The 12770-nt window shown below is 50.1% G+C and carries 12 protein-coding genes; 10 read left to right on the forward strand and 2 right to left on the reverse strand.

The genetic code is table 11. The features are described from left to right. Nucleotides 1-5 precede the first annotated feature (5 nt). From J3P34_RS12570 to mnmE, 7 genes are all read left to right on the forward strand, one after another. The gene (locus tag J3P34_RS12570; RefSeq protein ID WP_210489021.1) at nucleotides 6-665 is read left to right on the forward strand and encodes a metal-dependent transcriptional regulator; all 660 of its coding nucleotides are present in this window, start codon (nucleotides 6-8) and stop codon (nucleotides 663-665) included. Between the two features lie 22 nt (nucleotides 666-687). Continuing rightward, nucleotides 688-1629, forward strand: a complete 942-nt coding sequence (locus J3P34_RS12575; RefSeq protein ID WP_210489022.1) for a metal ABC transporter solute-binding protein, Zn/Mn family — start codon at nucleotides 688-690, stop codon at nucleotides 1627-1629. Nucleotides 1630-1880: 251 nt separating this feature from the next. Next, entirely contained in the window at nucleotides 1881-2684 is an 804-nt protein-coding gene (locus J3P34_RS12580) for a metal ABC transporter ATP-binding protein (protein WP_210465012.1), read from the forward strand. Beyond that, on the forward strand, nucleotides 2681-3973 hold the full coding sequence (locus tag J3P34_RS12585; RefSeq protein WP_210489023.1) for a metal ABC transporter permease: 1293 nt from the start codon (nucleotides 2681-2683) through the stop codon (nucleotides 3971-3973). The genes J3P34_RS12580 and J3P34_RS12585 overlap by 4 nt, the downstream gene beginning before the upstream one ends. Beyond that, on the forward strand, nucleotides 3970-4863 hold the full coding sequence (locus J3P34_RS12590; protein WP_246853692.1) for a metal ABC transporter permease: 894 nt from the start codon (nucleotides 3970-3972) through the stop codon (nucleotides 4861-4863). The genes J3P34_RS12585 and J3P34_RS12590 overlap by 4 nt, the downstream gene beginning before the upstream one ends. A gap of 337 nt (nucleotides 4864-5200) precedes the next feature. Then, nucleotides 5201-5614 (forward strand): thioredoxin family protein, encoded by a 414-nt coding sequence (locus tag J3P34_RS12595; RefSeq protein ID WP_210489024.1) that lies wholly within the window; start codon nucleotides 5201-5203, stop codon nucleotides 5612-5614. Nucleotides 5615-5648: 34 nt separating this feature from the next. Beyond that, entirely contained in the window at nucleotides 5649-7028 is a 1380-nt protein-coding gene (gene mnmE, locus J3P34_RS12600) for a tRNA uridine-5-carboxymethylaminomethyl(34) synthesis GTPase MnmE (RefSeq protein WP_210489025.1), read from the forward strand. A 182-nt stretch (nucleotides 7029-7210) separates the two neighbouring features. Here mnmE and J3P34_RS12605 read toward each other — a convergent pair whose 3' ends face one another. Continuing rightward, nucleotides 7211-7372, reverse strand: coding sequence for a hypothetical protein (locus tag J3P34_RS12605; RefSeq protein ID WP_210465016.1), 162 nt, complete (start codon nucleotides 7370-7372; stop codon nucleotides 7211-7213). Between the two features lie 268 nt (nucleotides 7373-7640). On the opposite strand from J3P34_RS12605, the gene J3P34_RS12610 reads away from it, so the two are divergent. The 3 genes from J3P34_RS12610 to J3P34_RS12620 all read left to right on the forward strand — a co-directional run bounded on the left by J3P34_RS12610 (nucleotide 7641) and on the right by J3P34_RS12620 (nucleotide 9867). Beyond that, entirely contained in the window at nucleotides 7641-8711 is a 1071-nt protein-coding gene (locus J3P34_RS12610; protein WP_210489026.1) for an NAD(P)H-dependent flavin oxidoreductase, read from the forward strand. A gap of 86 nt (nucleotides 8712-8797) precedes the next feature. Beyond that, nucleotides 8798-9322 (forward strand): GNAT family N-acetyltransferase, encoded by a 525-nt coding sequence (locus J3P34_RS12615; protein ID WP_210489028.1) that lies wholly within the window; start codon nucleotides 8798-8800, stop codon nucleotides 9320-9322. Further along, nucleotides 9322-9867 (forward strand): GNAT family N-acetyltransferase, encoded by a 546-nt coding sequence (locus J3P34_RS12620; protein WP_210489029.1) that lies wholly within the window; start codon nucleotides 9322-9324, stop codon nucleotides 9865-9867. The genes J3P34_RS12615 and J3P34_RS12620 overlap by 1 nt, the downstream gene beginning before the upstream one ends. A 61-nt stretch (nucleotides 9868-9928) precedes the next feature. On the opposite strand, the gene J3P34_RS12625 is transcribed toward J3P34_RS12620, so the two are convergent. Continuing rightward, nucleotides 9929-12307, reverse strand: coding sequence for an ABC transporter permease (locus tag J3P34_RS12625; RefSeq protein ID WP_210489030.1), 2379 nt, complete (start codon nucleotides 12305-12307; stop codon nucleotides 9929-9931). Nucleotides 12308-12770 lie beyond the last annotated feature (463 nt).

Here is a 12770-nt window from a genome sequence, read left to right on the forward strand (position 1 = left end):
CCGTCATGCAGAGTACCGCGGAAGAAAACTACATTAAGGCCATTTACAAACTGTCTGGGGGCGGCACCAACGCGGTAAGCACCACCGGTCTCTCTGAGACGCTACAGACCAAACCAGCCTCGGTGAGTGATATGCTGCGTAAGCTTAGCGCCAAAGACCTGGTGCACTACGTGAAATACCACGGCGTGCAGCTCACCGAAGAAGGCCAACGGGTAGCGTTGAAGATCATCCGCAAACACCGCCTTTGGGAAGTGTTTCTGGTGCAAAAGCTCCACTTCACCTGGGACGAAGTGCATGAAGTGGCCGAGCAGATGGAGCACGTCAAGTCTGAGCTGCTCATCCAACGACTGGATGAATTTCTGGGCCACCCGCGCATAGACCCACATGGCGACCCCATCCCTACGGAGGCGGGGGAACTGCGCCAAGATGAGCAGCGGGTGCTGGCCTCATTGTCGGTAGAGCAAAAAGGTGTGGTGTGCCGGGTGAAAGACTCGCAGCCTGCCTTCCTGCAATACCTCAACCGGGTAGGTATCCAGATTGGCACCCAGCTGCAAGTAGTTGACAAGATACCTTATGATAATTCATTAGAGATCAGCATAGATAAAAGTAAGTCAGTGATTCTTTCTTCAGATGTGCTGGAGAAGATTTTCGTCATCAATCCGTGAGGTGCGTTTACGCGCTGATTTTATGAAAACACGCCCTAAACGTTGGTTCTTCTATTCGCTTTTTGTTCTTCTGCTTTGTGCAGCCTGCGCCCCCAAGGATACCCCCGGGGCGCAGGCCCACCAGCAGGGCAAACTGTACATCGTAACCACCACCAGTATTCTCCGGGATGCGGTGGCCAACCTGGTCGGGGACCGGGCGGTGGTGGTTTCTTTGATGGGTGCAGGGGTAGATCCGCACTTGTATAAAGCCGCCCTAGGCGATCTGCAGACCTTACGCGAGGCAGACATCGTCATCTACAACGGCCTGCACCTGGAAGGGAAGATGGGCGAAGTGTTGGACAAACTGGCCCGGCAGAAGGTGGTCTGGGCGGCCGCCGAAGGGCTCCCGGAGGAGCTCCTCCGCCGGTCACCGCAGTTCCAGGACAGCCATGACCCGCACATCTGGTTTGACGTAGCCCTATGGAGCCAGTTAGTGGAACATGTCTCCATGAAGTTGCAACAGCAGGATAGTCGCAACGCAGCGCAGTACCGGGCAAACACCCAGATTTACCGGGCCAAACTAGACAGCCTGCACCAATGGACCAAAACGGAGATCGCTTCCATCCCAGAGCGGCAACGCATCCTGATCACGGCCCATGATGCCTTCGGGTATTTTGGCCGGGCCTACAACATAAAGGTACAGGGCTTGCAGGGAATCTCTACCGTATCGGAGTTCGGACTACAGGATGTCTCCTCACTGGTAAACTTCATCGTGACCCAGCGGGTGAAAGCCGTTTTTGTGGAGAGTTCTGTATCTCAGAAAGCCATTGAAGCCGTAATGGAAGGCTGCCGCCAGAAAGGCCACCAGATTCAACTAGGCGGCACCCTGTATTCCGATGCCTTGGGTGAGCCCAACGGCCCAGCCGGCACCTATGAGGGAATGGTTAGAGCGAACGTTTCCAAGATAGTGAAGGCGTTGAAGTAGGATTGATTTGAAGATGTGGAGATTGGAAGATGTGGAGATTTGAAAAACCAACCTTTGTCATCCTGAAAGGATCTTTTGGGCAAGCGTTGGTAATGCTTGTTCAGGCTACTAATTAATTCTCCAACCGATTCATCCAAGTAAGATTAAATTGATAAAGTGAAGGTTGATGGAGGTTACTCACCCTACATTATAATAGAGGCTTAGCTTCTTTTTAAGAAACAAATACTAGAAGTAAATTTCAATTAGAGTCCATGATACAACACGTCACGAATCCGGTTTTAGAGGTGCATGATCTTACGGTGAGCTATCAGCGGAAACCCGTGCTGTGGGACGTGGACCTGACCTTACCCCAGCAGGCGCTGGTGGGCATCATCGGGCCGAACGGGGCTGGCAAGTCCACCCTCATCAAAGCCATTATGGGCTTGCTGCCGCTGAACAGCGGCTTTGTGGAGCTGTTTGGCAAGCCTTTGGAGGAGGTCCGCAAACGGGTGAGTTATGTGCCGCAGCGTGAATCTGTGGACTGGGATTTCCCGGCCTCGGCGTTGGATGTGGCCATGATGGGCACCTATGGGCAGTTGGGGCTTTTCCGGAGGCCTGGTTCCCGCGAGAAGAAATTGGCTATGGAAGCCCTGGAGAAAGTAGGCATGCAGGATTTCGCCCACCGGCAGATCTCCCAGTTATCTGGGGGGCAGCAGCAGCGGGTGTTCCTTTCCCGGGCATTGGCCCAGGACGCTGATTTGTACCTCATGGATGAGCCTTTCGCAGGCGTAGACATTGCCACAGAAACAGCCATTATTGAACTGCTCCGGCAGATGCGCGACAATGGCAAAACGGTGGTGGTGGTGCACCATGACCTGCAATCGGCGCAGGATTACTTTGACTGGATCATCCTGCTCAACATGCGGCTGGTGGCCTCGGGCCCCACCGAGGAAACGCTCACGCCTCCCCTTTTGGAGAAAACGTACGGTGGCCGCTTAACCGAGCTCAGCCGCGTAAGCGAACTGCTGCAGAAAAAACAATTTCCCATCAGAGAAACCAAACCAACCCGCAAATGAATACCCTCTGGGACTTCCTGAGCATGTCAGACGCCAACGTGCGGTTTGTGACCATCGGGTCTGTGCTGCTGGCAGCCAGCTCAGCGGTAGTGGGTTGCTTTACCGTGCTCCGGAAAAGAGCGCTGGTGGGTGATGCCGTGGCGCACGCCGTTTTGCCAGGCGTTTGTCTGGCCTTCATCCTCACCGGCGAGAAAAACCCGCTGGTTCTGTTATTGGGTTCTTTTTTGACCGGATGGCTTTCCCTCATCATTATTGACCTTGTCACGGCTCATAGCCGGGTGAAAGAAGACACCGCCATTGGACTGGTTCTGTCCGTGTTCTTCGGGATTGGAATTCTGCTGCTCACGTCCATCCAGCATTCCAACAATGAGAACCAAAGCGGTCTGGATAAATTTCTTTTCGGAAGCGCGGCGGCGTTGGTGGGTCAGGACCTCATCACCTTCGGGGCGGTGGCGGTGCTGCTGCTTTTGAGCGTGCTGCTGCTGTATAAAGAATTCAAGCTGGTAAGCTTTGACCTGGCCTATGCCCGCACCATTGGGTTGCCCGTGCGGGGCCTGGAGCTCTTACTGACCACCCTTACCGTGCTGGCAGTGGTAGTGGGTATTCAGTCAGTGGGCGTAGTGCTGATGTCTGCGATGCTCATCACCCCTGCCGCCGCTGCCCGTTTCTGGACTGACCGACTTGGAGCCATGGTGTTGATTGCCGCCCTCATGAGTGCCTTCTGCGGTGCCGCCGGCGCTTACGTTTCCTTTACGGCCCCAGCCATGCCCACCGGCCCCTGGATAGTGATGCTCCTGTCTCTGCTGGCCATTGTCTCGTTCATCCTGGCGCCCAAAAAAGGCTTGCTGGCCCGGTATCTGATGCAGCGCCGCTTACGGCGGCAGATGACCCGCGAAAACATCCTGAAAACCCTGTTCCATTTGGGCGAGGCCAAAGGCGAATACGAACACAGTTACTCTAAACAGCAGATTCTGGAGCGCCGGCGGCAGCCTTTGGTCCGGATGAAGAATGGCTTGAATGCACTTCAGCGGCAAGGCCTGGTGCAGGAAAGCTCTAATGGTTGGGCCCTTACGCCTCCTGGAAAAAAGGAAGCTCAGCGCATTGTACGGCTGCACCGCTTGTGGGAATTGTACCTGACAGAATACCTGCACCTAGCCTCAGACCACGTCCACGAGGATGCGGAGTCCATTGAACACGTGCTTACCCCGGAACTGGAGAAACGACTGGAAGAGCTTCTAAACTATCCTACTGCAGATCCGCACCATACCATTATTCCGCAACAGCCATGAACATAGATGCTTTCTGGATTATTCTTACCGGCGCGCTGGTAGCCATTTGCTGCAGTCTGCTGGGATGTTTTCTTATTCTGCGGCGCATGGCCATGGTGGGTGATGCCATCTCGCACGCGGTGTTGCCAGGCATTGTGCTGGCCTTTCTCTTCAGCGGTTCCCGCGAAGTCTGGACCATGCTCATCGGGGCGGCTTTGCTGGGCGTAGCCTGTACCTTCCTGATAGAGTTCTTTCACAAAAAAGCCCGCGTCCAGGCCGATGCTTCCATTGGCGTCACTTTCACCACGCTGTTTGCGCTGGGCATTATCCTTATTTCGGTGTACGCCGGCAAAGTGGACCTAGACCAGGACTGCGTGCTCTACGGCGAAATTGCTTATGTACCCCTGGACATCTGGCTCACCGAAAGTGGTATGAACCTGGGTCCCCGCACGGTCTGGATTATAGGCGGAGTACTGGTGGTGTTGCTGTTGTTTATCACAATATTTTACAAGCAGTTATACCTCACCTCCTTTGATCCGGCTTTCGCTACCGCTATCGGGCTTTCCACCACGCTTTGGTATTACCTCCTGATGGGCGCAGTGTCGCTGACCACGGTGGCAGCCTTTGAATCTGTGGGGGCTATCCTGGTGGTGGCTTTGATGGTGGGCCCACCGGCTACCGCCTATTTGCTCACGGATGACCTGAAGAAGATGCTTATTATCTCGGCCCTGGCCGGAGCCATCGCCTCGGCGGCTGGCTTTTACCTCGCACTTTGGTTGAACGGATCGGTGGCAGGCGCCATCTCGGCGGTAATCGGGTTACAGTTCCTGCTGGCCTTTGTCTTCTCCCCTGGTCACGGCCTCCTGGCTAAACGCCGTCAACCGGTTGCGGTCATTAAGGCCAATGCCTAAAAAAGGATAAACCATTTAGGTTAAGGTCAGAAAATATGCTGAATTCTTTTCCCTCCATTTGTCTGTTTTAAGGCTAATTTATGGAAAAGGTGCCAGAAATAGCCATCGGCTTTAATATGGGTTGAAGGAATGTGAATAATCCCTACCAACGTTTTCCTCCTTCCCTCAGGACAACACAATAGTTGCCCCTTCTTTTCGTATTAATGGAAACAGAAAACAACCTGATCTATAAGCAGTAGCCGTCTTCCACTTCATGTACTTCCTCTTCTTAATTATAACTTCCTTTTTACCGCTTCTACACCCTTCTGCCCCATCCTATAAACCGGCAAACTCTGTCATGGCAGCTCCTGCCGTGAAGCTGGAGTGGCTTACGTTGGAGCAGGCCATCCAGAAAAGCAAAACCAAGCCTAAGAAGATTCTGGTGGATGTGTACACCGATTGGTGCGGCTGGTGCAAGAAAATGGACAAGCAGGTCTACCAGAACCCCGATATCGTTAAGAAGCTGAACCAGGATTTCTACGTGGTGAAACTCAACGCCGAGCAACGCCAGACCATTACCCTGCAGGGCAGAACCTATAAATACCTGGAGAAGTACCGGGCCCATGAACTGGCGCTGGCCCTCTTGAAAGGCCAGATGAGTTATCCTTCCACGGTTTTCCTGAACGAGAAGCAGCAGGTAATGGAGCGGGTACCCGGTTTTATACCGGCAAAGGATTTTCTGCGCGCTTTGGCGTATCTTGCAGGAAAATAGCCGCTAAACGGCAAACCCTAAGGAGTACATTGCTTTGATACCTTCCATCCTATCCAAAGATACCATTGTGGCCTTGTCCACGGCCGCAGGCCACGGCGCCATTGCTGTCATCCGGCTGTCCGGCCCCGAGGCAATTTCCATTGTTCAGAGCGTCTTCAAAGGAAAGAACTTGCAAAACCAGGCCTCGCACACGCTGCATTTCGGGACAATCAGAGATGACGAAAAGATTCTGGACGAAGTGGTGGTGTCTCTTTTCAAAGGCCCTAATTCCTACACCAAGGAAGATGTCATAGAAGTTTCCTGCCACGGATCACCCTACATCACCGAGCAGATCATCAAGTTGTTTCTTCGTAAGGGTGCGCGCCTGGCTGAGGCCGGTGAATTCACCAAACGCGCTTTCCTGAACGGGCAATTTGACCTGGCCCAGGCCGAGGCCGTAGCCGATCTTATAGCTTCTGACTCAGCGCTGACGCACCAGGTGGCCATGAAGCAGATGCGCGGCGGCTTCTCGCATGAGATAAAAGCCCTGCGAGCGCAGTTGATCCATTTCGCCTCCATGATAGAACTAGAACTGGATTTCAGCGAGGAAGACGTGGAGTTCGCTGACCGCAGTGCCCTGCGTCGGCTGATTTCATCCCTGCAGCGCCTGATCACTGATTTGTTGCAGTCCTTTGAGATGGGCAACGTGCTTAAAAACGGAGTGCCCACCGTCATTGCCGGGAAACCCAACGCCGGTAAGTCTACTCTATTGAATGCCCTTCTAAACGAAGAAAAAGCGATTGTCTCTGACATTCCGGGCACCACCCGAGACGTGATTGAGGATGAGGCCCTCATTAGCGGCATCCGGTTCCGGTTTATTGACACGGCAGGCCTCCGGGAAACGCAGGACAAAGTGGAAGCCATTGGCGTTGCCAGAACGAAAGAGCAGTTGCAGAAGGCCTCTTTGGTACTGTACCTGTTTGATCTTGCCTCTACTACCCCACAGGAGGTCCAGGAAGAAATGTCTGCTCTTGACCTGCCGCAGGTTCCTTCCCTATTGATCGGGAACAAAAAAGACCTTGCCTCACCCGAGCAACTCTCTACCTTTTCAGGCCTGGAGAACCTGGTCTTTATCTCAGCCGATACTAAAGAAGGTCTGGAAAAATTGAAAGATGCCTTGCTGGAGCAGGTACACGCCAATGAAGCTATTACCGGCGACCGTACCATTGTCACCAACCTGCGTCATTTCCAAAGTCTTCAGAAAACCTCTGATGCCTTACAGGAAGTGTTGAAGGGCTTGGATGGTGGCCTCACCGGAGACTGGCTCGCCGCCGATATCCGCCGTTGCCTGTTTTACCTGGGTGAGATCACCGGTGAGATCACTACCGATGACCTGCTAGATAACATCTTTACCAAGTTCTGCATCGGCAAATAAATCAAGGTTTCGTTACCTGAACCAGTAAGTGAAATTAGATTTAGGCGAATCTGTCAAGTAAATACTTCTGGTCGTTTTGATTAGGGTCATTATAAAAGCTGGTCTTACAGGTTGCTTAAAACAACTTGTAAGACCAGCTTCTTAAGTTTAGAGGTTTCTTAACCTGATTACTGCCACCTTTATTAATCTTGTGTCTTGCGCTTGCGGTCCTTCTCCTCATCATTATCAGAGGTACTGCTTTTGGCGTTTTTGGCAGCAGCTTTGAGCCGGGCCTCATTTTCTTTTCTCTCCTTGAATTCCTTTTGCCGCTGTTTCTTTTGTTGATTTTCTGCTCTGGTACTCATATTCTTCTTTTAGTCAGGTTAAGAGAGGAGTATTTAATTTACTACTTCTCAGACATAATTTATATAAATATAGATTACATATTACCCTTGATAAGTTTTTCATTAACTGTATTCAAAACGGCACCCTTCTTTTTGTGGGATTCTATGCCTTTAATTAGCACCAAGCAGGGGATTTGTTAAAGCGAGAGGAAGCACCTAGATTGAGCCACGAAGCTGTTAATAGAAACTCAAAGCCTAATCCTCCAATATTTAGCTACAACTTTCAGGTATGATCTGGTCAAATGAATTAACCCAAAGGCTAGGCATTGAATACCCTATCATCCAAGCTCCCATGTTCGGGGTGACCACACCGGAAATGGTGACTGCGGCCACCAAGGTGGGTTGCTTGGGCTCCTTGCCGCTTGGGGATCTGCCTCCTGAAAAATGTATTGAGGTGATCCGGGCGACCAAAAAACTATCCAGCCGCCCTTTCGCAGTCAATATCTTCGTTAATGAGATTCCTGAAGTGACTGACCAACTCAAAACCAGGTATGCAGAGGCAAAACAGTTCATCCAAAACCTGGCTCAACAACAAGGTTTGACCGTTGATCTTCCGGATTTTGAGAAAATATCTGTGAACAGGTACCAGGAACACGTCGATGCCATTATTTCTGAAAACTGCAAGGTGGTAAGTTTTACCTTCGGCAACCTTGACGAGGAGTCCATCCAAAAGCTGAAAAGTAACGGTACTACTCTAATCGGGACGTGCACCTCTGTGAGGGAGGCGCAAATACTGGAGAGTTCGGGGATTGATATTATCTGTGTACAGGGGTTTGAGGCCGGTGGGCACCGGGGAAGTTTTGAGCCGGGCTACCTTCCTAAAATTAGTGGGCTGTCTTTACTGTCCCAAGTATATGATGCTGTCAAGGTCCCGCTTATTTATGCAGGCGGCATCTACCATGCAAAGACCCTGCTGGCCTCCAGAACTCTTGGTGCCCAGGGATTCCAGGTTGGGAGCTTACTTTTAGGTTCTGCCGAGAGTGCCTTGGCAGATTTTGAAAAGGAAAGACTGAGAAGGGTAAAGGAAAGCGATATTGTATTAACCAGAAGCTTCTCGGGGCGTTATGCCAGAGGCATTAGAAATGTTTTCATAGACGCTGTAGAAAACACCGAGCATATCCTTCCTTATCCCTATCAACGGCTATTAACCAACGAGTTGCGCAAAGTAGCCAAAGCCCAGGGGAACGTGGACTTTTTGAGCATTTGGCTAGGGCAATCTATCACAGATTATAGCGGGCAGTCCACGAGTGAGATTTTACAAAACCTGATAACAGAAACAGAGAAAGAAAGCGGAAACTGATTTGGTATGGCACCCAGAATTAGCTGAAGTAATTTACAGCCGTTTATGCAAAACTGTAAATGGCCCAATAGCACACCAAAAAGAACATGGAAGAAATCACCATAAGAAAAGCGACCCTCACCGACATTGAGTTACTTCAAAAAATAGGCAGACAGACTTTCTCCGAGACGTTTTCCGTGAGCAACTCAGAGGAGAACATGAAGAAGTACCTGGAAGAAGGCTTTTCACTAGAAAAACTGACAACTGAACTGACGGATCAGAATGCTGAATTCTATTTTGCGGAGCTTGCCGGAGAGGTGATTGGTTATCTGAAACTGAACTCCGGACAATCACAAACGGAGTTGCAGGACGACAAAGCCCTGGAGATTGAGCGGATCTATGTACTGAAGGATTTCCATGGGAAAAAGGTGGGGCAAATACTCTATGAAAAGGGCGTCCAGATCGCCAAGGAAAGGAACGCCTCCTTCGTCTGGTTAGGTGTTTGGGAAGGAAACCAAAGAGCCATCAACTTCTACAAAAAGAATGGGTTTGTTGCCTTTGACAAGCACATCTTCAAATTAGGAGATGACGAGCAGACAGACATCATGATGAAACTTCAGTTGCAAGGTTAATGGACTTCAGTATACAGCCTGTTTTAGAAAATGAAAGGGTAATCCTTTACCCTTTGCAGGAAGAGGACTTTGAGGCTTTGTATAACACCGCCTCGGACCCTAAAATCTGGGAGCAGCACCCCAATAAAAACCGATGGCAGCAGGACATCTTCCGGACGTTCTTTGACGGAGCCATGCAAAGCCAAGGCGCCTTCAAAATCGTGGACAAAGCCTCTGGGGATGTGATAGGCAGTACCCGGTTCTATGGTTACAACGAGCAGGACAACAGCATCTTGATTGGTTACACCTTCTACGTCACCTCTTCCTGGGGCAAGGGGATTAACCTTGCGGTGAAGGGTATGATGCTGGATTACATCTTCCAGTTCGTTTCTAAGGTGTTTTTCCATATTGGGGCTAAAAACATCCGGTCGCAGATTGCCATCACCCGCCTGGGCGCTGACAAGGTGGCCGAGGAAGAAGTAGCCTATTTTGGGGAGGCCTCTCAGTTAAACTTTGTCTATGAAATCAGCAAAGGAAAGTGGGCAAGGCTAAAAGGAAATAATTAAGGACCTGCGGCTAAAAGTCTGACCAGAATAGAGAAGGCATAAGAATTTCCTACTCCATCACTTACTCGGCCCTTAAGAATTCAACCGGGTTAGCGTTTGCCGCTTTCAGGGTTTGTGAGAGAATGGTGGCAAGGCCCAGAATCATCATGATCATTACACTGATGAATATTTCCAGAAACCCTATCTCAATACTGTAATGCTGGGTAGTGGCCAACAGGTGGGTGAACATGAAGTACATCACCGGAATAGTTATGGCGCTGGCAATGACCATCAGAATAAAGAAGTCTTTTGATAGAAGCAGCACCAGGCTTTCTGATGAGGCCCCCATTACCTTTCTGATGCTTATTTCTTTGTAGCGTTTTTTAATGGTGAAAGACACCGTGCCCAGCAATCCCAGACAGGCCACGGTGATCGCCAGCAAACCCAGGAAACCCCAAAGCTTCATAACCATGATATAAAAGTCATAGGCGCTTTTGATCTCCTGGGAGAAAAGCTGAGCCGTAAATTTCCCCTCACCGCCTATCCTTTTCCAGAGCGTTTCCATAGCCGTGATGCTGCCCGCTACATCACTGGTCTCCAGTTTCAGGTTGGCAAAATGGAAGGTGTCTGGGTTATACTCAAAAAAGAAAGGAGTGATTTCTTCCTTAAGGTCCGCAAAGTGAAAGCTTTTCAAGACACCCGAAATGCGCACCGCTTTTCCCTCGGGTAAGACAAACCACCTGCCAATGGCCGCCGAGGGTTCTGTCAGCTTCAGCTTTTTCACAAACTCCTGGTTTACAATAATCTGTTTGGCATTATGGGCTTTATCCTGGGTGAAGTCGTTTCCGGCCAGAAATTTCAATTTCATGTTAGAAATGAAAGCCTCGTCTACCGAGATAGAGAAAGCCCCGATGGAGTCTTCCTGATGCAGGAACTGGAGCTGCCGTTCAGGACCGGGTTCAATTCCCAGCAAATGCGAAGACATGGAAATTCTTTTCACAGAGGGCACTTTCCCATACTCGTTTTTGAATATCTGCGGATCTACATTCTGCAGTTCCACATCCAGCACATTGGCCTGGTCAAAGCCGAAATCATAATTCACCGAAAACTGGTACTGCCGCAGCATAATAACCACCGCCATGATAAAGCCCAGAGAAAGCATGAACTGGGTGGTCAGGACCACTTTCCGGAAAAGAGAACGGCCGCTGGTTTTTACTTCCTTTCCCTTTAGCGCGTTCACCGGCGATAACCTGGAGAAGTAAAGCGCAGGCACAATGCCGGCAATGATCCCCACCAGCACGGCGAACGAAAGGAAACCCAGGAAGGTAACCCAGGTGGGAGATAAATCAATGGGAGAAGTCTCCACCATCTGGCTAATGAAGTCGGTTCTAATGATTTCGTAGATCATTCCGGAGAGCAGCAGCGCCACCAGCACAATGGTGGTAGATTCTACAATGAACTGCAAAAAGATCTGTTCTTTCTGGGCGCCAAAGACCTTCCTCACCCCTATTTCCCGCATGCGCTCCAATGACTGTGAAATAGAAAGGTTGATGTAGTTGGAACAGGCTGGCACCAGTACGACCAGGGTGATCAATCCGGTAAGAAAGAGAGAAAGGTAATCCCAAGTTTGCCCCAATGAGTCATATAGTTGGGGACCGGGTACAATGTCATCTAGAGCCTGCAGTTTAAACGAGGTTTTAATCTGCTGCTTTGCATACTGCTGTTTGGCCACCTTATTGAGCCCTTGCTGGATGTTTTCCGGATCAGTACCCTCCAAAATCCGCAGATACACAAAAGAATTCTCAAAGGATCTCCAGCCTTCCTCGCGCTGCAGGAAGCTGGTTCCCTTATCAGAAATGATGGTAGCGAATGACGCGATGGCTCCAAATTGCATGTGTGAGTTCACGGGAAGGTCTTTTATGATGCCAGTCACCACAAAATTCCCGTAGCCCTCCATCCTGATCATTTCTCCTATGGCCTCCTTCTCCCCGAAGATCTTTCTTGCCTCAGTCTCAGAGATCACAATGGAGTTAGGGTTTGTGAGCGCCGTTGTTTTATCACCTTTCAGTAAAGGGAAATTGAAAACCTCAAAAAATGCAGGATCAGCAAAATAGCCACCCAACCGTATTTTCTTTTCGCCATACACTGCATCTCCATAAAGAGACCTATGTACCCGTACCACATTTTCAATTCCCGAGAAGTTGTTTTCCAGGTGATAGGCCAAGCCAACGGGAGCGGAGGCAAACCTGGGGTTTTCTACCTTGTCATGCACCTGCGTGATGACCCTGTAGATACGCTCTTTATGCGGATGAAAATTGTCATACCTTGAAAGGAAAGAAAGCAGGGCTATAAACAAAAGGCTCAGAGACATACCCAGGGCCAACCCAAGGACATTAAGAACCGTGAAGAACTTATTCTTGGAAAGGTTTCGATAGGCCGTCTTGAATAGATTCTTAAGCATAGCTGAGTGTATATAGAGTAGTGGCGATTTGTCTCTTATAACAGATGTTGTACCAACTCAACTGCGGCCTGATTTTCAGCTATTTAAACAAGAGTACTTTACTATTTTGTGCGGTATCACACAGTGGGTGTTCGATATTGTACACCTTTATTAAAGGCCACTTGCCCAGATGGTCCTTTCTCCGTTGCTGTGCAAAAGGTTAGGTTCACGTACCTTGGAACTGGTGCGGCCTTGCCAGAGCGTACAACTATCCTAGCCGGTTTCTAGGGCCATGCACAGAGCAGATTGCCTCTTTGATTTCCGGAGTGGCAAACTCTGCGACTATTTCCATGCAGTTACCATGGCTATTCCTCCATTCTTCTACCTCGCTTTTCTTTGGATACTTTCTGCCACCTGCCACAACTTGCTATCCTTCAACCAACTGGCTTTTTACGCGCTCCGTTTATGAGAATGGTCTAATTTA

The sequence above is a fragment of the Rufibacter aurantiacus genome (genome assembly GCF_017916345.1).
In the GTDB taxonomy this organism is placed as follows: domain Bacteria; phylum Bacteroidota; class Bacteroidia; order Cytophagales; family Hymenobacteraceae; genus Nibribacter; species Nibribacter roseolus.

Coding starts and splice junctions, on each gene's coding strand:
- J3P34_RS12590 (WP_246853692.1), top strand. CDS start 3,970: ATGAACATAGATGCTTTCTGGATTATTCTTACCGGCGCGCTGGTAGCC.
- J3P34_RS12580 (WP_210465012.1), top strand. CDS start 1,881: ATGATACAACACGTCACGAATCCGGTTTTAGAGGTGCATGATCTTACG.
- J3P34_RS12610 (WP_210489026.1), top strand. CDS start 7,641: ATGATCTGGTCAAATGAATTAACCCAAAGGCTAGGCATTGAATACCCT.
- J3P34_RS12620 (WP_210489029.1), top strand. CDS start 9,322: ATGGACTTCAGTATACAGCCTGTTTTAGAAAATGAAAGGGTAATCCTT.
- J3P34_RS12625 (WP_210489030.1), bottom strand. CDS start 12,307: ATGCTTAAGAATCTATTCAAGACGGCCTATCGAAACCTTTCCAAGAAT.
- J3P34_RS12570 (WP_210489021.1), top strand. CDS start 6: ATGCAGAGTACCGCGGAAGAAAACTACATTAAGGCCATTTACAAACTG.
- J3P34_RS12575 (WP_210489022.1), top strand. CDS start 688: ATGAAAACACGCCCTAAACGTTGGTTCTTCTATTCGCTTTTTGTTCTT.
- J3P34_RS12595 (WP_210489024.1), top strand. CDS start 5,201: ATGGCAGCTCCTGCCGTGAAGCTGGAGTGGCTTACGTTGGAGCAGGCC.
- J3P34_RS12615 (WP_210489028.1), top strand. CDS start 8,798: ATGGAAGAAATCACCATAAGAAAAGCGACCCTCACCGACATTGAGTTA.
- J3P34_RS12585 (WP_210489023.1), top strand. CDS start 2,681: ATGAATACCCTCTGGGACTTCCTGAGCATGTCAGACGCCAACGTGCGG.
- J3P34_RS12605 (WP_210465016.1), bottom strand. CDS start 7,372: ATGAGTACCAGAGCAGAAAATCAACAAAAGAAACAGCGGCAAAAGGAA.